The 18,163-nt window shown below is 66.1% G+C and carries 18 protein-coding genes and 2 pseudogenes; 11 read left to right on the top strand and 9 right to left on the bottom strand.

The annotated features are described in order from the left end of the window. Positions 1-559: 559 nt before the first annotated feature. Together AB0B55_RS24695 and AB0B55_RS24700 are read right to left on the bottom strand one after the other, a co-directional pair. Positions 560-886: a DUF6355 family natural product biosynthesis protein gene (locus tag AB0B55_RS24695; RefSeq protein ID WP_357174117.1), complete on the bottom strand. Its 327-nt coding sequence runs from the start codon at positions 884-886 to the stop codon at positions 560-562. Between the two features lie 270 nt (positions 887-1,156). Further along, entirely contained in the window at positions 1,157-2,137 is a 981-nt protein-coding gene (locus tag AB0B55_RS24700; RefSeq protein WP_357174120.1) for a helix-turn-helix domain-containing protein, read from the bottom strand. Between the two features lie 135 nt (positions 2,138-2,272). Between AB0B55_RS24700 and AB0B55_RS24705 the strand changes: the two genes are divergently transcribed. From AB0B55_RS24705 to AB0B55_RS24730, 6 genes are all read left to right on the top strand, one after another. Further along, positions 2,273-2,692: an ATP-binding cassette domain-containing protein gene (locus AB0B55_RS24705; RefSeq protein ID WP_357174123.1), complete on the top strand. Its 420-nt coding sequence runs from the start codon at positions 2,273-2,275 to the stop codon at positions 2,690-2,692. A 40-nt stretch (positions 2,693-2,732) separates the two neighbouring features. After that, the gene (locus AB0B55_RS24710; protein WP_357174126.1) at positions 2,733-3,569 is read left to right on the top strand and encodes an alpha/beta hydrolase; all 837 of its coding nucleotides are present in this window, start codon (positions 2,733-2,735) and stop codon (positions 3,567-3,569) included. Continuing rightward, positions 3,562-4,161 (top strand): TetR/AcrR family transcriptional regulator, encoded by a 600-nt coding sequence (locus tag AB0B55_RS24715; protein ID WP_357174129.1) that lies wholly within the window; start codon positions 3,562-3,564, stop codon positions 4,159-4,161. The genes AB0B55_RS24710 and AB0B55_RS24715 overlap by 8 nt, the downstream gene beginning before the upstream one ends. A gap of 103 nt (positions 4,162-4,264) precedes the next feature. Further along, a complete protein-coding gene (locus AB0B55_RS24720; RefSeq protein WP_357174132.1) occupies positions 4,265-5,533 on the top strand; it encodes a low temperature requirement protein A in 1,269 nt (422 codons plus the stop codon). Positions 5,534-5,720: 187 nt separating this feature from the next. After that, entirely contained in the window at positions 5,721-6,395 is a 675-nt protein-coding gene (locus AB0B55_RS24725) for a DUF998 domain-containing protein (protein ID WP_357174135.1), read from the top strand. Positions 6,396-6,776: 381 nt separating this feature from the next. Further along, complete coding sequence (locus AB0B55_RS24730) at positions 6,777-7,214, top strand: SRPBCC family protein (protein WP_357174138.1); 438 nt, start codon at positions 6,777-6,779, stop codon at positions 7,212-7,214. Between the two features lie 754 nt (positions 7,215-7,968). Here AB0B55_RS24730 and AB0B55_RS24735 read toward each other — a convergent pair. Continuing rightward, positions 7,969-9,240 carry an MFS transporter gene (locus AB0B55_RS24735; protein ID WP_357128559.1) on the bottom strand — a complete coding sequence of 424 codons (1,272 nt, stop codon included), beginning with the start codon at positions 9,238-9,240 and terminating at the stop codon, positions 7,969-7,971. A 278-nt stretch (positions 9,241-9,518) separates the two neighbouring features. Here AB0B55_RS24735 and AB0B55_RS24740 point away from each other — a divergent pair, with 278 nt between their 5' ends. Beyond that, the gene (locus AB0B55_RS24740) at positions 9,519-10,487 is read left to right on the top strand and encodes an LLM class flavin-dependent oxidoreductase (RefSeq protein ID WP_357128556.1); all 969 of its coding nucleotides are present in this window, start codon (positions 9,519-9,521) and stop codon (positions 10,485-10,487) included. A gap of 427 nt (positions 10,488-10,914) precedes the next feature. On the opposite strand, the gene AB0B55_RS24745 is transcribed toward AB0B55_RS24740, so the two are convergent. Beyond that, complete coding sequence (locus tag AB0B55_RS24745; RefSeq protein ID WP_357128553.1) at positions 10,915-11,274, bottom strand: hypothetical protein; 360 nt, start codon at positions 11,272-11,274, stop codon at positions 10,915-10,917. Next, positions 11,271-11,780 (bottom strand): SigE family RNA polymerase sigma factor, encoded by a 510-nt coding sequence (locus AB0B55_RS24750; protein ID WP_357128550.1) that lies wholly within the window; start codon positions 11,778-11,780, stop codon positions 11,271-11,273. Before AB0B55_RS24750 ends, AB0B55_RS24745 begins: the two co-directional genes overlap by 4 nt. 146 nt (positions 11,781-11,926) lie before the next feature. Between AB0B55_RS24750 and AB0B55_RS24755 the strand changes: the two are divergent. After that, a pseudogene (locus tag AB0B55_RS24755) lies at positions 11,927-12,059 on the top strand (IS5/IS1182 family transposase); the annotation flags it as partial. A gap of 133 nt (positions 12,060-12,192) precedes the next feature. Then, positions 12,193-12,339 (top strand): annotated as a pseudogene (locus tag AB0B55_RS24760) (IS5/IS1182 family transposase); the annotation flags it as partial. A 42-nt stretch (positions 12,340-12,381) separates the two neighbouring features. Here the strand turns inward: AB0B55_RS24760 and AB0B55_RS24765 are convergent. From AB0B55_RS24765 to AB0B55_RS24775, 3 genes are all read right to left on the bottom strand, one after another. After that, complete coding sequence (locus AB0B55_RS24765; protein ID WP_357128547.1) at positions 12,382-13,302, bottom strand: LysR family transcriptional regulator; 921 nt, start codon at positions 13,300-13,302, stop codon at positions 12,382-12,384. 158 nt (positions 13,303-13,460) lie between these two features. Next, positions 13,461-13,991, bottom strand: coding sequence for a GNAT family N-acetyltransferase (locus AB0B55_RS24770; protein ID WP_357128544.1), 531 nt, complete (start codon positions 13,989-13,991; stop codon positions 13,461-13,463). Positions 13,992-14,006: 15 nt separating this feature from the next. Then, complete coding sequence (locus AB0B55_RS24775; RefSeq protein ID WP_357128541.1) at positions 14,007-14,312, bottom strand: hypothetical protein; 306 nt, start codon at positions 14,310-14,312, stop codon at positions 14,007-14,009. 859 nt (positions 14,313-15,171) lie between these two features. On the opposite strand from AB0B55_RS24775, the gene AB0B55_RS24780 reads away from it, so the two are divergent. Then, on the top strand, positions 15,172-16,062 hold the full coding sequence (locus AB0B55_RS24780) for a class I SAM-dependent methyltransferase (protein ID WP_357174141.1): 891 nt from the start codon (positions 15,172-15,174) through the stop codon (positions 16,060-16,062). A 54-nt stretch (positions 16,063-16,116) separates the two neighbouring features. On the opposite strand, the gene AB0B55_RS24785 is transcribed toward AB0B55_RS24780, so the two are convergent. Continuing rightward, positions 16,117-16,629 carry a MarR family transcriptional regulator gene (locus AB0B55_RS24785; protein WP_357128612.1) on the bottom strand — a complete coding sequence of 171 codons (513 nt, stop codon included), beginning with the start codon at positions 16,627-16,629 and terminating at the stop codon, positions 16,117-16,119. Positions 16,630-16,734: 105 nt separating this feature from the next. Here AB0B55_RS24785 and AB0B55_RS24790 point away from each other — a divergent pair, with 105 nt between their 5' ends. Continuing rightward, positions 16,735-17,940, top strand: a complete 1,206-nt coding sequence (locus tag AB0B55_RS24790) for an FAD-dependent monooxygenase (protein ID WP_357174144.1) — start codon at positions 16,735-16,737, stop codon at positions 17,938-17,940. Positions 17,941-18,163: the final 223 nt, after the last annotated feature.

Genomic DNA, 18,163 nt, shown 5'->3' on the forward strand with positions numbered 1-18,163 from the left:
CGAAAAGTGACCACTTCGGATGTCAACAGGACGCCGCACCGGCTCTGACCTGCCAGAACGTGAGGCCACAGGGTAGACACGGGTGCAGTTGAGCGCCGGTCTCCGCCATGTGAGCGAAGTTCGAAGGTGGGCGTCGTTAGCAGGCCGCGTACCACGTCACGGCAGAGGCCTGGCGGGACGCTGCCTAGCGCGCTGCGGCATGAGCGGATGCGGTCTAGTCAGAGTCCCAGTGAAACTCTCAGGTAGCGCGCCGCGATGCTGTGTTGGCCGAGGCGCGACCTGACAGCGCCGATGTTGCCGAGGGCGAGCGCGATGTTGAATGAGCCCTCTTCATCGCGACGGGGCTGGTCACGGCGGTGGGGTGGGGGGCAGGGATCGACGTAGGGCGAGGCTCCCGGTAAGACAGCAGTCGACCAAGATCCGACGCCAAAACCGGAAGCCTCGCTGTTGTCCTACCCTGCCGCGATTCCCCTGTCCGACCGCACCCTCATCTGACTCGCTGACCTGATCCACAACCACCGAACGCAGGTGGAGGATCGCGCAGCGCCTGGCTGGCGGTTCAACAGGTTTGACCCGAGTACCAGGCGTTGGATACGGCGTTGGCGCCGCCGATGTCCCACGTTCCCGGGCCGATGCACCAGCTCCAGTCGTCGCGGGGCCACGTCGCGTCGACGTAGATGAGCACATGGGTGTTCCCGCAGTGGTTGTACCAGGCCGTCACCGCGTCTTCGTAGTAGCCGCAAACCTGCACGGCGACGTCCTCGCTGCCGGGCTTGGCCTGCTCCGAAATCGCGGTGGTTTCGGGTTGGGACAGGCGGGAGCTGGCGCCCGGACTTGCCTGTGCCACGGTCCCGGACAGGGTGAGTGCGCCAAGGATCGCGGTCACTGCCGAGATCCGAAACGCCGTTCTGTACCACATTTTCACAATGGTCTCCTGTCAGCCGCCGCTGCGGCCTAGATGATGCTGCTGGCTGCATGGAGTGATCGATGTACTTCGTCGCGCTCCTTCCATCGCGAAAACACGGATCGATGCAACACGCTCAAGTGAACCTTCTTCCGTAAGCCGGAATCAGATTCAACCCTGACTGAGCGGACTTCCTAAGATAAGAGTGCAGGCCACAGCCGAGTCTGTCGTTACTGGTAAGCGCACAAGTCTTTAGTCTGCGCGTACTCTCGCGGACTGCTCGCGGAACTGGCGTGGCGAAAGACCGTAGGCGCTGCGGAAGACCTGGCTGAAGTGTGCCGGGCTGGTGAACCCCCACTGGGCGGCGATCGCGTGGATCGGGCGCGCGTCCAGTTGGGGGTTGGCGAGGTCGCGTCGGCACTGCTCCAGGCGACGCTCACGGACCCAGCCGGCAACCGTGTGCCCTTCCTCGTGGAACAGCTTGTGCAGGTATCGCAACGAGATGTGATGCGCTGCGGCAATCGCGTCCGGTGTCAGGCGCGGATCGCCCAGGTTCTCTCGGACGAAGGCGTGGATCTGAGCCATCAACGCTCGCCGTCGGGTGTGGGAGGGCACCGCGCTTTGGACGTCCAGCGCGTTGGCCAGTGCCGCTGTCAACACGTCAATGGTGAGGGTGGACAGCCGGGCCGCGTCCAACGGACTGAGTTCGTCCATGTGCCGGGCAAGGTGCAGCAGGAATTGTGAAGATAATGCGCCGACGCCTTGGGCGCCAGGGATGCGAACTGCGCTCAGGCGCCGCAGCTCCCTGGGGGGCAACGGCAGTAACAAGCGCGGGAAGCGCAGGAGCAACAGCTGACTAACTGGCACATCCGGGGTGAATTCGGCCAGGTAGGGCCGAGAGGTGTCATACAGTATCAGGTCCCCCACGCCGAAATCTGTGCGCTGGCCGTCTTGCGTGATCATGCCGCCACCACGCACAAGGCAACCCAGCTTGAACACCTCGGGATCGGCCTGCCGAATGAGCTTGGGAGTGCGGTGGACCGAGTGCGGCATCGTGGTCATTAATGTCGCCTGCACGGGCCCGAACTCGCTGATCCCGACCTGAGCCCGAAATCCGGGCTCCCACTGCGATTCACAGCGCAAATCGTAGGGCACCCAGAGCTTCGAGTTTACCTCGCGCCAGAAGGCGAACCCGTCTTCAACCGGGACCTCGGTGGTGCTGACTACGTCCATGACTCACCTTCGCGCTGTCGCTGCAGGGGTCAGATCACGATAGCTTGGCGTCGATATAGCGGCGTTGCGATGTTATGGTGCCGGTCAGGCATTGAGGGCTTTTGACGTGGTCAGCGTCGGTTACGCCGTCAGGTCGTGCTCGCCGACGTCAACCTGCGCATCGGGCGGGGTGAGACGGTCGGGTTACGCGGACCGTCCGGCAGCGGAAAGTCGACACTGGTCCGGGTCCTGGCACTCCTGCACCACCCCGACCATGGCCGGGTCAGCATCGACGGCACCCCGGTCACCGCCGTTCGCTACGCCGTACCAATCGCCCTCCGGACCCGCGTCGCCGCCCTCTTTCAGAGCCCGCGCGACAACCGTCGGCGGGAGCGGGTCGGCCGCCGGTTCACGATCCCTGGGCTGGTCACCGTGGCGCCGATGCGGCTGAGATCAACTGCCGCCATAACGGACTTAGCAGACGGTTCAGCGCTTGACGCCGGATTCACTGCCGTTGGTCCTCAAGGGCCGAAGCCATCGAAAAAGATCTTGACTCAACCAGGGAAACGCCGTTAACCTCGAGGAAGCGCCGTTAACCAATTCTGTGGAGGTCGTCATGACCGAGTCCTTGAGCATCGCCGGCAACAACCTCACTTATGAGGTGTCCGGGCACGGTCCTCTCGTGGTCCTGGCGCACGGTATCGGCGACAGCCGGCACTCGTATCGTTTCCTGGCTCCGGCCTTGGCCGACGCCGGGTACCGGGTCGCCAACGTCGACATTCGCGGCTGCGGCGACTCCAGCCTCGGCTGGGACGGGTACAGCCGCACCGACATCGCCAGCGACCTCGTCGCCGTCGTGCGTCACCTCGGCGGCCCGGCCGTGATCATCGGGCAGTCGATCAGCGGCGGCGCGGCGACCATCGCGGCGGCTACCGCGCCCGATCTGATCAACGGCGTCATCGAGCTGGCGCCGTTCACCCGCGTACAACCCTTTGATCTTGGCGGGCTGCTGCGGGTGAAGCGCTTCCGGACCGGCTACAGCCAGATGGGGCAGGTCATGGTGCTGGGAAGGCTGGCGAGCTGGAAGAAGTACCTCGACGCGGCGTATCCGGTCAAGCCCGCCGACTGGGACGCCGAACTGAGACGCATCGAGGCGAAGCTGACGGAGCCCGGCCGGATGAAGGTTCTGCAGGCCATGTGCAAGACCAGCCCGAGCGACGCCGGCGCGCAGCTGGCCAACGTCACCTGCCCGGTCCTGGTCATCGAGGGCAGCCTCGACCCCGACTGGGCCGACCCCCGCGCCGAGGGCGAGAAGATCATCGCCGACCTGCCCCCGGGCCTCGGCGAGCTGGCCGTCATCGAGGGCGCCGGTCACTATCCGCACGCCCAGACACCGGATCAGGTCCTCGCGCTGGCCCGGCCTTTCCTGAACAAGACGCTGGCGAATGCCTAGGGCTGGGCTCACCGCGCTGTCGGTCACCGAGGCCGCGGCCGCCCTGGTCGACGAGGTCGGTTTCGAGAACTTCAGCATGGGCCTGGTCGCGGAACGGCTCGGGGTAAAGACCCCGGCGCTCTACAAACACGTCGCCAGCCAGGCTGATCTGGTCCACCGTGTCGCTGTCCAGGCCATGGCCGAGTTCGCCGACGCCATTCGTGACGCCATCCAGGGCCGGGCCGGCAGTGAGGCCCTCGCCGCCGGCGCGCAGGCGATGCGGACCTACGTGCTGGAGCACCCCGGCCGGTACGCGGCCGGCGATGCCGCTTCTTCCCGCGCGACCGGGCCCGACGACCCGATCATCCCCGCCGTGCAACGGGTTGTCGCCTCCTGGGCGGCGATGCTTCGCGGCTACCACCTGGACTCCAGCCAGGAGATTCACGCCCTGCGGATGCTCCGCAGCGTCCTGCACGGGTTCTCGACCCTGGAAGCAGCCGGCGGGTTCCGGTTCGACGCATCTGTCGACGACAGCTTCACCTGGATGGTCGATTTTCTCGACCGCGGCCTACACGCCATCACTACCACGACCAGCGGCACCCTCGTCCGCTGACGGATCGTCGACGACCCGACCCGACCACCTCATCCCGGAGGACCGACATCAGCATCACCCGGGCACCCACGATCACCGCGACACCACCACCCGGCAGCCACTGATGGTGACCATCGACGAAGAGCCCCAAGACTCCAGGATCGAGCGGCACGCGAGCTGGGCCGAGCTGTTCTTCGACCTCGTGGCGGTGGCCGGCGTGGCTGCCCTGGCACACGTGCTCGGGCCGGAACTAGACGCCGCGGCGCTCGGTCTCTACGCCCTGTTGTTCCTGGCTCTGTGGCTGTCCTGGACGACGTTCATGTTGTACGGCAACGTAGCCGCCGGCCAGACCCGGGTGCTGCGGCTGATGGTCGGCATGTTCGGCCTCGGGACCATGGCCGCGTCCGTGCCCGGCGTGGCGCACGCCGTGCTCGAGCACGGCGACGACCTCCGTCCGCTCAACGTCTTCGCGATCGCTTACATCACCACGCGCGTCTACGGGTCCAAGTCGTGGCAACGCGGCGCCGTATTGCTGGACTTCCCGGTCGTGCAGTACTCGGCCGGACTGCTGCCCTGGTTCGCGTCGCTCTGGGCCGACGAACACTGGAAGCTCGCGCTCTGGGCCGCCGGAGTCAGCCTCGACCTGCTGCTGATCCTGGTCCTGTCCGGCAGCAGGATCCTGCAGCGGGTCCAGTCGTACCTCACCGCGCCAGAACGTACTCGACGTCGCCCTCGATCGGGAGGCCGTCCCGACGGCACGGGACTGGTCATCCACGGGGTATCGGTTGATCCGGGCCACCTGGCCGAGCGGCTGGGACTCTTCGTGATCATCGTGCTGGGCGAATCGGTGGTCCAGATCGTCGCCGCCGCCGGCGAGACGCGGTACGACCCGGGCCTGCTGGCCACCGCGATCGCGTCCTTCATCCTGCTGGCCGGCATGTTCGGCCTGTCGGTCGTCTTCGGATACGCCGGCCTGCCGCACCTGCGCGTCGGCCGGATCCCCACCCGCTCCGCCCTCGGCCTGCACTGCCTGGTCACCGGCGTCGTCGCCACCATCGCCGTACCGCTGTCCCTGGCGGTCAGCCACGGCTCCGACCCACTGCCCGACCAAGGTCGCTGGCTGCTGTGCGGCGCGGTTGCGGCCTACTTCACCCTCGGGGTGGTCACCGGCGTCGCCAGCCACAGCTCCGATCTGCAAAGGACGATCTCACGGGTCACCACCGGCATCGCGGCCCCACTGCTGCTCGGCCTGCTCGCCACCGCCGTCAGCGCCCGAACACTCGTGGTCTATGTGGCTCTGATAGTCCTGGCCCACCTCTGGTTCGAACGACGACTGAAGCCCATTCAGCCCGCTCCCACCAATGAAGCGCCCGACCGCGCGGGCGGCTCATGAACCCTTCCAGTGAGCCAGCCATCGCACCCGAAGTGCCCGTACCGGCACAACCCGACACCTCCTGGGCACACACCCCCTCACCCACAGCATCCGCCACCCGTGAAACCGCCGTGACTCGGCCACGAACACCCCTCTCCCCTCGAATCTGGCCGACCAATTAGTTACTTAGACCGGAATGGACCACATCATGAACAAGCTCCGCCCCCTCGCGGCTGCCACCTTCCTTCTGGGCCCGGTGATCTATCTCGCCGCCGAAGCGATCGCGGCCGCGGCGTGGAAATCGCCTACCTACAGCTACGCCGACAACTGGATCAGCGACCTCGGATCCGCAACCGCCGGGGTGTTCCAAGGCCGCGAACTCAACTCCCCGCTGCACGTGGTCATGAACACCGGATTCATCGTTCAGGGCATCCTCTTCGGGATCTCCGCGGTGCTGCTATCGCGGACGCTCGGCGGACGGCGCACCTTCACCGCCGTGATGGGGGTCGTGACCATGATCGGCTACATCCTGGTCGGAACCTTCCACGGTTCCCTACAGGCCCAGCAGAACGGCACGCTTCCCCTGCACTTCACCGGAGCAACGCTGGCCATCGTCGGCGGGAACGTGCTCGCCCTCGTCCTGGGCATCCACTGGCGAAAGATTCCCGAGACGCGGCTGATCGGTCTGGTCAGCATTATCGTCGCGGCGTTCGGCCTGGTCTCCGTGACCGCTCTCTTCCTCACCTTCGATGCCGGCCTGCCCTCAGGTGCGATCGAACGCGGCTCCGTCTACACCATCGTCATCTGGCAACTCGTCGTCGCCGTCACACTCCTGCGCAGCCGGGCCGACTCCCGCGTACCCCACGTCACCGCGACCATTTAGTCCATAAGCACGGCATCCACAAGCAGCTGACCCGCCCGCTCCAGAACCCCGATCGACGACCGGGTACAAGCCCCAGGTCCACAACCCCCATCACTTCCAGTGAGTCGGTTGCGCCTATGCACAGCACACCGCCCCGCTGGATGCGGGTTGCCACGAATGCGACCGCGCGCTGGAGCTTCCACGCAGGACTCGCCGGTCACACCCATCGGCAAGGCCGTCCAACCCGCACGCCGGCGTCTTACCCCACGGTCGCGGTATCGCGACCGAGTCGGCTGCGACGCCTGCCGCGGCGACGTTGTCGTTCGACGAGATGTTCTACCAGTAGCGACCCGATCCGTTGTCGCCCCGTAGGGCTCAACTCATATTCAAGGAGGCGCCATCGTGAGCATAAACAGCATCGACGAGCAAGCACCCGTCATCTCCAGGCACAGGATCGTGATCGCCGCCCCCATCGGAACCCTGTGGCGGCTGCACACCGATGTCAACGCGTGGCCGAACTGGCAGAAGGCCATCGATCGGTCGCACCTGGAAGACGACTTCCGGCCCGGCGCGACCTTTACATGGGAGACCTACAACCTCACCATCTCCTCCACCATCTACCAGGTCGAGCCGCAACGACACACGTTGTGGGGCGGACCCACCGAAGGCATCACGGGAATCCACTCCTGGACATTCACCCTCGTCGACGGTGGGGTACAGGTTGACACCGAGGAGTCCTGGAGCGGCGCCCCAGTGACCGCCGACGTTGCGGGCATGCAGACCGCACTGGATGGATCACTCAAGGCCTGGCTCGATCATCTCCACATCGCCGCGGAGTGACCTTCACCAGCCGCAGCAACTCGGCGTGACAGCTCGGACAAGTCGCAGCCCTCGCAGGCAAGACGCCATGTTCTACGGCGACATCTACCTCACCGACGACGCCACCGCCGCCACCGTCGGCTTACCCCGATACCGGCCCATCCCACCCCCCGCGAACTACCCCACCCGCCTCAGCGACGCCGCAGGCCCCCCACGCCGACCGCTTCGACCTACTCGACCGACTGCTCACCAAGGACCGACCCACCGAACCCCACTACTACCTCGCGTTCCTAGCCGTGCAACCCACCGCCAGACGCTCCGGACGCGCCACGGCCTTGCTCAACCAACACCGCAGCCGACTCGACCACGTGAACCTCCTGTCCTGGACCAGCACCACCACCGACGCCGAGAACATGCACATCCGCCACGGCTGCATACCACAACCGACCATCAACTGCCCGAAGGCCCAACCCTGAGCACCATGCGCCGAAACCCGCGTCATCACACCCCTGGCCAACCAAAGCCAGTCCCACCACAACCCAACGAATCCGCGCCATTCCATCCAGTTCCCTGAGCATGCGATCCGCAGGCCATCTGTCGACAGAAAGGACGACGACTCCCTCGCCGGGACCGCAAGCCGGACGGCCCCTCGCCTGCGCCTGTCATCCCCTGGACCTTCCGGTAACGCCAACGGCACCGCGATGTACCCGACATGCTCACCCCACTGTCGGACCGCTCAGAAGCTGTGCCCGACTCCACACACGCGCCATTCCCGTCACGAGTTGGCGCGGCCCGGCCGGCGCCCGTGCGCGCGGCTCGTGGCGATGACAGCCGCAGCCGCACCGACCGACAGTGCAATGGCGAAGCCGATCATCGTGGGTGCGAGCGGTACGTGCCGGATTATTACGCTGAACGCGATCGAGGGCAGGCCCATGCCGAGATACGCGATGACGAAGAAGACGGCGAGTACGCCAGCGCGCGACGCCGGCTCGGCTGCGATGGCCGTTTGCGTCACAGCGCCCTTGAACAACAGTCCCGCGCCACCGCCCGCCAGAATGGCTGCTACGAAAAAGAGCGATAGAGCCGGGTGGTAGAGCGAGACCGCGGTAAGGGCGAGCCCCGCCGGGAACATAACAGTTCCGGTCACGAGCAGCGGCCGCTGAGAGAGTCGGCCGAGGGCAATCTGGGTCACGGCGGAGGAGCCGAACGAGGCGAACAGCGCCAGCCCGACCACGAACTGCGACGTGATGCCCAGTTGTCCTCGGACGATGATCGCGCCGAGCGAGGAGAACAGGCCCATGACCGCGAAGGCGAAGAAGCCGATCACACCTGCGGTTCCGAACGCTACGCGCTGGCCGGCACGCAAGCGGAATCGATCGGGGCGGTCCTGGGTGCGCATCGTCCTGTCCACGGTCTCAGGGCTCAGCAGCACCAGGAAGAGCAGCACCGTCATCGCGACCGCGAATACCAGGTACGAGGTGGAAAGGGGACCGCGAACCCACTGAGTTAGAGCGCCGGCGACGACCGGGCCGAGAGCGAGACCACCGAGATTCGCCACCGATGCAACCAGCGCCGGGGTGGGCGATGCTGGCCGATCTGGATAGGCCCGGCGGTACAGGTCACTCAGGTAGGCGGTGGAAGTGGCAGTCATCAGGCCCACCGCGACGCCGGTCAACAGGCGCCCGATGATCAGGCCGGTCAGCGACGGCGAGGCCGCGAGGACCACTGCCGCCACAATGCCGACCACGAGGGCCGGTGCGATGATGCGGCGACGGCCCATCCGGTCGGAGAGGTGACCCAGCGCCAGGAAGCTTGCGGCCGCGCCGACGACCATCACTGCGAAGGCTACCGTGACGGTCGTGGCGCCAAAGTGGTCACGCGCCTGGTAGAGCGGCCAGAGCGGAGTGGGTACCGTGCCAAATGCCATCAGCGTTAGGAAAGCGACAGCCACGGACCAGAAGCCGGAGATGTGCGAGACCTGAGCCGTACGTGTTCCCGACGGCTGGGTCGCGGCCACTTGGTCCGCGACGGAAGGGGTGGTGCTCATGCGTCAGATGCCTTTCGAAAATCGTCTTCGAGGCGTCCCTATGGATGCCCACGAATAACAACGCTGTCTGTTCCAGATCGTATGCCGAATACGCCGCAGCCGCCGCAGATGGATTCCATCGCAAATACAGATGATCGGCCGGGGGCGGTGAAGCACGACTGCGCCTCAGATCGAGACCATCTCCGTCGCAGGTCGTCGCGACGCCCGTACAAGTGTCAGGCTGTGGGTTCAGCAGGACAGGAGCGTCGCTTCACTCAAGGAGAACCAGTGACTGAACCGTGGACGATAAGTCCGCCGACATCCCGGTCGCACGTGTTGTTGCCGCATCAATCGCAGCAGGCCGCACGATGAGTGAGGTGCATCTCGGACTATTCGTGCCGCTGACCCCGGCCGATCGGTCGGCCATCCACGACCGGGTGCTATCCGCCGAAGCGGCCGGTTTCGACTGGGTCGCATTGATGGACCATCCTTACGTGCCGGACAGCCTGGAAATCGTGGCACTCCTCGGCTACCTTGCATCCGCGACGACTCGCATCAATTTCGTGTCGAATGTCTTTAACCTGCCGCTACGGCCGGCAGCGATGCTCGCCAAATCCGCCGCGACGCTCGACATCCTGTCCGGCGGCAGGCTCGCAGTAGGACTCGGCGCGGGAACCCAGTGGGATCGAATCGAGAGCCTTGGCGGGCCGCAACTCAGTCCCGCAGAGGCATTCCAGGCCGTCGTCGAGGCGGTCGAGGTGATGCGGGCAGTCTGGGGCACTGCCGCGACGGTCACGGCTGGCGGCAGATTTCACCGGCTGCAGAACGCCGTCCCCGGGCCGCGTCCGATTCACCCTATCAAGCTGCTGATCGGTGGTGCGGGCAACCGGATGCTCGACCTCACAGGGCGGCGGGCCGATGGGTGGATCGCGCCAATCGGCACGCCGTTCGAGAGCAAGCCGGCTGCTCAGGATCGAATCAGCGCCGCAGCAGTCGCATCTGGGCGCGATCCCCGAGACGTGCAGCGGATCATCCAAGTGGTCGGATCGATTGTGGACCACAGCTCCACCACCGCCGCTCCTCGCAGCGGACCGGGCAACCAACCCGTCCGCGCGACCGCCGACGGTTGGATTGCAATCATTGTGGAGTTCGTCCGAGAGCGTGGATACGACGGAGTGAACCTGATTCTGGAAACGCACACCGATGAACAGGTACGACGGTTCGAAACCGACGTGCTGCCTGCCGCGCGCGCCGTCCTCAAAGGCTGACTTGGATGAAGTCGCTCCGATTCTGCGTACCCGGCTCCTGATGGTATGGCAAAAACTTCGATCTATGACCTGCAGCCGCAACTCGCCGCAAACCGCCGGTACTGGACTGGCTGGGATGGCAGCGAGCCCGACACCGACCTGCCGATCTATCGCACGGGCCTCCCGCAAGGCCTGCTCAACGGAGTCCTACTGGGACACCAGGTCCACCACCCGCCGACTCAAGTGACACCTATTGCCGGTCGCTCTTAGCCGACAACGGCCGGCGATCGCCGCTGAGGATGCGGGATCGCCGGCCGAGGTCGGTCAGCGCTGCTTTCGATCCATCGTGGTCGTCATCTGCTGATATGTACGGCCCCTGCGCTCCGATTAGGCAGTTACGCCACCGCGACGACGGCGTCAGGTTGAGACATGAGAAGAGGGCTGTCGGTTACCGGGCGGGCTTGGTAGGCAGATCAGTCCCCGGGGCGGGCTTGGTAGGCAGATCAGTCCCCGGGGCGGGCTTGGTAGGCAGATCAGTCCCCGGGGCGGGCTTGGTAGGCAGATCAGTCCCGGGCAGCCGTCCGCTTGGCGCGGACGGCTGCGGGGTGGTGTGTTGGGTCGCTGCTACGGCGATCGGTGCGCCGAGCAGGATCGCGGCCAGCACGCCCGCCCCGCTAAGCATGATCGCGCTGCGTCGGCGGTGTCGGAGCCGTTGCTCGGCACGAGGCAGATGGTTGTTCATGATGGGTGCCTCCTCGGCGAGATCGGAGAGGGTGGTGCGGATGAGATGTTCGAGATGCGTGCTCATCGCCGTACCTCCAGGAGTTCGACGTCCGGCAGGAGCTCGCGCAGCCGCGTGACCGCGCGGTGGGTCCGGCTGCGTACCGTCCCAGTGGAGCAGCCCAGCGCCTCGGCTACCTGGGTCTCGGTCAGGTCCTCGTAGTAGCGCAGGACCAGCACCGTGCGCTGCGCCGGCGGCAGCAGCCGCAGCGCCGCGCGCATCGCCAGGCGGACGTCGGTGCCGCCGTTCGGATCGGGCTCGACTGGCTCTACCGCGCCGCTGAGCATGGACTCCCGACGATGGCGCAGCCGCCGCCACCAGCTGACCTGCTCCCGGTACATCACCGCTCGTAGGTAGCCCTCCGGGTCGGCGTTGCGTAGCGTCTGCCACTTCGGGATGGTCTTGGCCAGCGCTGACTGGAACAGGTCCTCGGCCGCGTGTCGATCGCCCGTGAGCAGATACGCGACCCGTATCAGCGCCGGTGTCCGGCTGGTCACGAACTCAGCCAGCTGCGCCCGGTCGTCCTCGTTCACCAACCCCCCCAGTCAATTGTTGTCACGTATAAAGACGCCGGAGACCGGTTCAGCTATCCACCCGCCGGGCACAATCTCTTGCCACACGGCGTACGGTCGAGCATCGGCTGGTGCAGCGGACGCAGCTGCTGCGCGCCGCGGGGGTCCATCCGCTGGGCTGTCACCGTCGACGGATCCCGGACCGGGTCGTGTTCGAGCACGTCGTAGCCGCTTTGGTCCATGGGATCCGGCTATGAACGCGTCGCGTCGGCTGACTGTTCGGACCGGACGATCCGCCGGTCGACCGCGGCAAGGGCGGCATGAAGCGCTGAACCAGCGCTGCGGCCAACCGGCACGACTCGCCACCGCTGCGCGACACCGTCGAAGCGTGCGGCGCCAACTCCGCCATCACTGGCCCGAGCAGGTCGCGGCCTACCTCGATCGCGCTTACGACAGTAACCGCACCCGTGAGCTGCTCTACGAGATAGGCTTCGACGCCGACATCGCCCACGAGGGCGTGCCCGCCCCGATCCAAATCGGCAAGCGGTGGATAGTCGAGCGCACGAACTCGTGGATGAACGACGTCCGTCGCCGATCGGCCCGGTTCACCGGCGTGTGATTACTAGCCGACCGGGAATCCGCGCTGCTCGGCGGTGGCCTCCTGAAGGTGTTCGGCGAAGGCCCGAGCTGCGGCCGATAGCTCCTCGCCGCGAGGCAACGCCAGCTGTAAGTTCCTGGACGGATGGTGATCGCGAACTTCACGACGGAGCAGAACGCCGTCCGGGCGGGAAAGTGCGGAGAGAGCGACGCCCACCGGCGCAAACCCAATGCCCAACCCGGCTGCCACCAACTCGATGAGAAGTACCCACTCATTGACCTCGCAGCGAATCCGCCGTTGCAGGCCCTGGGCGGCGAACGCGGCGTCGTTCACAAGGCGCGCGGACCATCCCTCGTGAACTTCTACGAACCACTCCTCAGTTAGATCCCGCAGACTGATCTCGCCCATTGCGGCAAGGGGATGGTCGTTCCGGCAGATCAGCATCAGCGGCTCAGCGACGAGATCGATCAGCCGCACCGAGGTCTCCCTTCCCGGCAGGGATGGGACCACCGCACAATTCAATCGACCCTCCTCGACCTGCCGCACCATGTTGAGCGCGGAGTCCTGGGTGACGCGCACGTCGACGCCGGGATACATATGAGCGAAACCTGCCAACGAAGCCGCCAGCGGAACCAGGTATTCGGCAGACTGCATCGCGCCAACTCGCAAGGATCCGGTTAGCACCGCGCTCGTGTCCCGGACAAGGGCGCGAGCGTCGTGAGCCGCCGACAGAATCCGTCGTGCCGGCCCGAGCAGCGCCGCGCCTGCGTCAGTAAGACGGACCGGGCGCGTACCCCGTACGTACAGCAGCGAGCCCACGCTGCGTTCAAGAGCATGGATGGAGTTCGACAGGCCGGACTGGACGATCCTTTCCCGAACGGCAGCCTGGGTGACAGCGCCCTCCTCGGCCAATGCTACGAAGTGGCGCAGTTGACGCAACTCCATGCACCCAACCCCCGATCTGCGATGACTGTACGAGCATCCCGTCCATGGAGCGCGGAGATGCAATCGACGACGAATCTACCCGCAGACCCGTCTCGATTCAGTGATCCGTCCAACACGTTTGGCACCCACATGCTAGATACACGAATGCGTGAAGACGGTTACTCCGAGAGTCTGAAGAGACGGTAACGCGTCACCGTCTCGAAGCCGATCTTCTGGTACGCCCGCTCGCCCTCTTTGCTCGCCTGAAGGGTGGCGATGCGCCGGCCGGAGCCGCGGGTGATCCGCAGCGCCTCCTGGGTGAGAGCGGTCGCGATGCCGCGACGGCGGAAGCCAGGGTCGGTCGCAACGCAGTAGAGGGCCCCGACATCGGTGCCGAGCGATAGCGTGCACGTGCCGACGGTCTTGCCGTCGACGATGCCAGCAAGCCGGACCACGTCCAGGAATGCGAAATCCAACTCCCGGTCGACGACGACACCAAGGTCGCCGGAGAAGCCGAGCGGTCCCGCGTATGCCTCGACGTACTCCTGCATCTCCGCCCGGTCGACGACGGTCCGGATCTCCAGGCCCGCCGGCGCCTCGGTCTGCGCTACGGTTGTCACATCCACCGCCATGACCGGCATGTCGCCGATCTGCTCGGCGCCGCGGGCAATCAGTCCCTCGGCCGTGCCCTCATCGCTGTCCGCCCCCACCCACCAACCCCACCTTCAGCCGGTCAAGTGCTGCTTCGCCCCAGCGATTGCGGCGTCGAGCGGCTGATTTCGGGTGCGTAGCACTCCGTTGAGCAGGACGTGCTGAATGTCCGTGCGATAGGTCGGCAGGTCGGTGTCAGATGGAGCACCCGCCCAACCGCACCAGTACCGGCGGTTGGCGGCGAGCTGCGGCTCCAAGTCGTGAATCGATTGGGTTGTCATACCCTCAAGACTCGATCCGGCCGCCACAAGTTCGATTGCTGGGCCAGGAATTTTGAAGTGCTGGCTGCACGATGTGCAGTACAGCCGCACCTCAGTCACCTGGCCTTTCTTCTCGCCAACCAGCAAGATTCGTCCAGGTTGTTGGCCTCAATGATCTGCGGGACACGCCCCGACCTGACGGACGGCTCCCTTTCGGAGCCGCCACCAGACTCCGCGATTTGTGATCTTTACGCCGGGTGCGCCGCTGGTGACTGGTTAGGTGCCCGGGGCGCCTGGCTATCGTGGTTGGCGCGCCGGAGAGCGAACGGTTACCAGGTCGGAAGGGTGTAGCTCGCGCTGTCCACGCCAGTTCAGGTCATCACCGCGATGTCCACGAGGTCCGCGATCACGATCCTGCGCCGCAGGCTTGCGGCTCGCCGCCGTGACGGGCGGACCCTCGTGTCGGAGGTCACGCGACCGCCACCATGGCGATCGACACCGCGATCCTCCCGAATGGAATGTTGGCGGCTGGACGGTATCGAGCAGGGCTTCACGATCGGCTACACAGCGCAACTTGCGGAGATGGGTGTGACGCCGCTTCTCCCCCGCGCTCGACGGCCGCGACTGACAGGTGACTCATGATCTCCGCCGCCGGGTAGGCGAGAGGCCGGCTGGACTGTGTCCAAACGGCCTCTGACCTGCGGTGCAATGTGGTGGACGATGCTGGTATCGAACCAGCGACCTCTTCGGTGTTGAACAGGACCCCGCACCGACCTTGACCTGCGGCAACGTAGACCCGTAGGCAGGGCTGGGTGCAGTTGAGCGCTGTTTGATGCCGTTGGACGCCCTTCAAGGCTGTTCAGGTCACCCCGCTGCTCCCACCCTGCTCCCCCAACCGGGCTCGCACCGGGCCGCCCACCGATCATGGTCAAGGCTGGTATACGAATGCCCGTGAGCGCGTCCGGGCTACGGTTACCCGGTGGCACCGGACAAGTGGGCACAGTGGCTCTTGACCCGCCGCGACGGCAACAGCGCGGGCTTGCGCGCCCGCAACGCCCGAGATCTGGCGGCATTCCGTGACGGCGTCCTTGAGGGAGCTGACCTAGCGGCCGACGACGTGGTCCTCGACGTGGGCTGCGGGACGGGACTGATCGGGTTCGGCGCGCTGGATCGACTCGGCCCGGACGGTCATGTCATTTTCAGCGATGTCTCACCGGATGTGCTCGACGAGTGCCGGCGCACCGCCACTGACGACCGGCGGTGCAGCTTTGTCGTCGCGTCCGCCGATGATCTCGCCGGAATCGCCGACGCCTCTGTCGACGTCGTGACCACTCGGTCGGTGCTCATCTACTCCGATCGCAAGCCCGCCGCCTTCGCGGAGTTCTTCCGTGTCCTGCGGCCGGGCGGCCGGATCTCCCTGTTCGAGCCCATCAACAGCTTCGCGATGCGGCTTCGGCCCGACGATCTGTTCGGCGTGGGCACCGCACCTGTGCACGACCTGATCGCCAAGGTACGCGATGTCTACCGGGGCACCACTGAGGAGACCACGCGACCGATGATGGACTTCGACGAACGTGACATTGTCGACTGGGCGGTGACCGCCGGTTTCGAGGCGGTGGAACTGGACTACCGCGCCCAGGTCGACGTGCCCGCCGACCCCATCGAGGACTGGGAGACACTCAAGCGCGTGGCACCCAACCCCTTGGTCCCCACGTACGGCGAAGCGACCGCCGCGGCCCTGACCGACGACGAACGCGAACGTCTCGACACGTACATGACCGCCCTGGCCGCGGCCGGCACGCCGACGCGCCGCACGATGGCCACCGCGTTCCTTCGCGCACGGCGTCCGCACAGCAGCAGCGCCGTTTAGCGGAGCGGTGTTCGCCCCAGGTCTGCTGATCGAAACCTGCGACACCTCGCACGTTCAGCTTGGTAGACCATCCGACCGCCGGCGTTTCCGCGTCGAATGTGGCCTGCCACCCTCACGGAGCCGGGTGGCCTCGCGCAGCGCCACTTCGCGGCCGGTACGGGCGAAGTCGGTTAGCAGGCGCAGTTGGTCGTCGGTGAACCCGGCGATGCGCTCGGTCAGGTACGCGGCCATCGGCTGGTAGAGCGCGGACAGTTCGTCGGTCCGGTCGGGCCTGGCGTGCACGGTGATCCGGCGGCGGTCGTGCGGATCATGCTTGCGGCGGACCAGGCGCTGCGCCTCCATCCGGTCGAGCATCTTGCTCACCGCGCCGGTGGTCATGCCCATCCGTTCGGCGAGCTGAGTGGGTGTGACGGCAAGACCCGCGCTGACGAGGTTGAGGCAGTGCAGGTCGTTGACCGGTACGCCGAGCTGGTCGGCGACCGCCGACTGGAACAGCGCGGTGGCGCTGACGAACTGCGGGATCTCCACCCAGGCAGCCGCAACGAGCGCCTCGTGCCCCGTTGACATGCTCACCTCCATCAGGATAACTTCCTCAGGAAGTTACTTCTTGGAGAAGCTACTTGCTGAGTGGGATGACACCCCGTCGAAAGCCTAGAACAGGAACGAGATGGCATGGCTCACGCACTGATCATCGGCGGCGGTGTCGCGGGTCTCACCGCCGCCATCGCACTCCAAAAAGTCGGAGTCGACGCCAGCGTCTACGAGGCGTACGCCACCGCGGCTCACGACGTGGGTGCCAGCATGGGCATCTCCCTCAACGGTCTCGACGCGCTACGCACCCTCGACGCGCACACAGTCGTCCGCGACGCCGGATTTCCCGTACCCCGCGGCGTCATGTGGCTCGGCAACGGCAGATGCCTTGGCGAAGGACACACCGGCACTCCACTGCCCGACGGGACACTCCCCATCGTCATCGGCCGCTACGACCTGTACGCCGCGCTGCGTCAGGAGGCCCTCCGCCGTGGCGTGCCCATCCACCACGGCAAGCGCCTGGCCCACATCGGACAACGCGGTGACCGGGTCGCCGCAGTTTTCACCGACGGCACGGAAGCTGTCGGCGACCTGCTCATCGGCGCCGACGGCATCGGCTCGACGACCCGGCACTTTGTCGACCCGCACGCACCACAACCCCGATACGTAGGGCTCGTCGGCACGGGCGGGATCACCCGCATCGCCACACCGCAGTCCGATCCCGGTGTGATGAATATGGTCTTCGGCAGGCGGGCGTTCTTCGCCTCCATGGCCAGTCCGGACGGCAGCGTCTGGTGGTTCGCCAATCTGCCCCGGGCCGACGAACCCACCGCAGCCGACCTTGCCGCGACTTCCGGCGCGCAATGGCAACAGCGATTGCTGCAAGTCTTCGCCGGGGACAGGTCGCCGGCCGCGCAGCTCATCCGCGCGACACCGCCGGACTACACGTGGTTTCCCATGCACGACATGGATGCCCCGAAGCGGTGGCACCGCGGACGCGTCGTCCTGATCGGTGACGCCGCACATGTGAGCTCACCCAGCTCCGGCCAAGGCGCGTCGATGGCCTTCGAGGACGCCGTGCAACTGGCCCGCTGTCTGCGAGATCGAGACGATCCGCCTGCGGCGTTCCACGCGTACCAACGGTTGCGCGCCGACCGAGTCAGCAAGGTGCTGGCGGGAGCCAAGCAGGTCAACCGCAGCAAGGCGGCCACCGGCGTGAGTCGAGTCCTGCGCGACGTGACGTTCCCCCTGTTCGTGAGGAAATTCAGCACCCCTGAGGCGTTTGCCTGGCTGTACGACCACCGCATCGACTTCGACCGACCGATAGACGATCAGCAGCGTCCATAAGGCGTTTGATGCGAGGTCAGTCCACCTGCCAGCGTGGGTACGGCGTAAGCCGCGACCACCACGCCCGACAGCCAGTGCAAGGGCCGGCAGGCCGTGGGGTCGCGCCGCCTCTGCTCACCGACGCTGGGATGAGTGCCCTGGCTGACTCCGTCGACCTCAGCATGATCGCGTCCTGACCACGTTCCCCATGGCCTTGCTCGGACGAAACGAAGGAGCCGGCCGC

This window comes from Micromonospora sp. NPDC049107 (genome assembly GCF_040648595.1).
Classification (GTDB): Bacteria; Actinomycetota; Actinomycetes; order Mycobacteriales; family Micromonosporaceae; genus Micromonospora.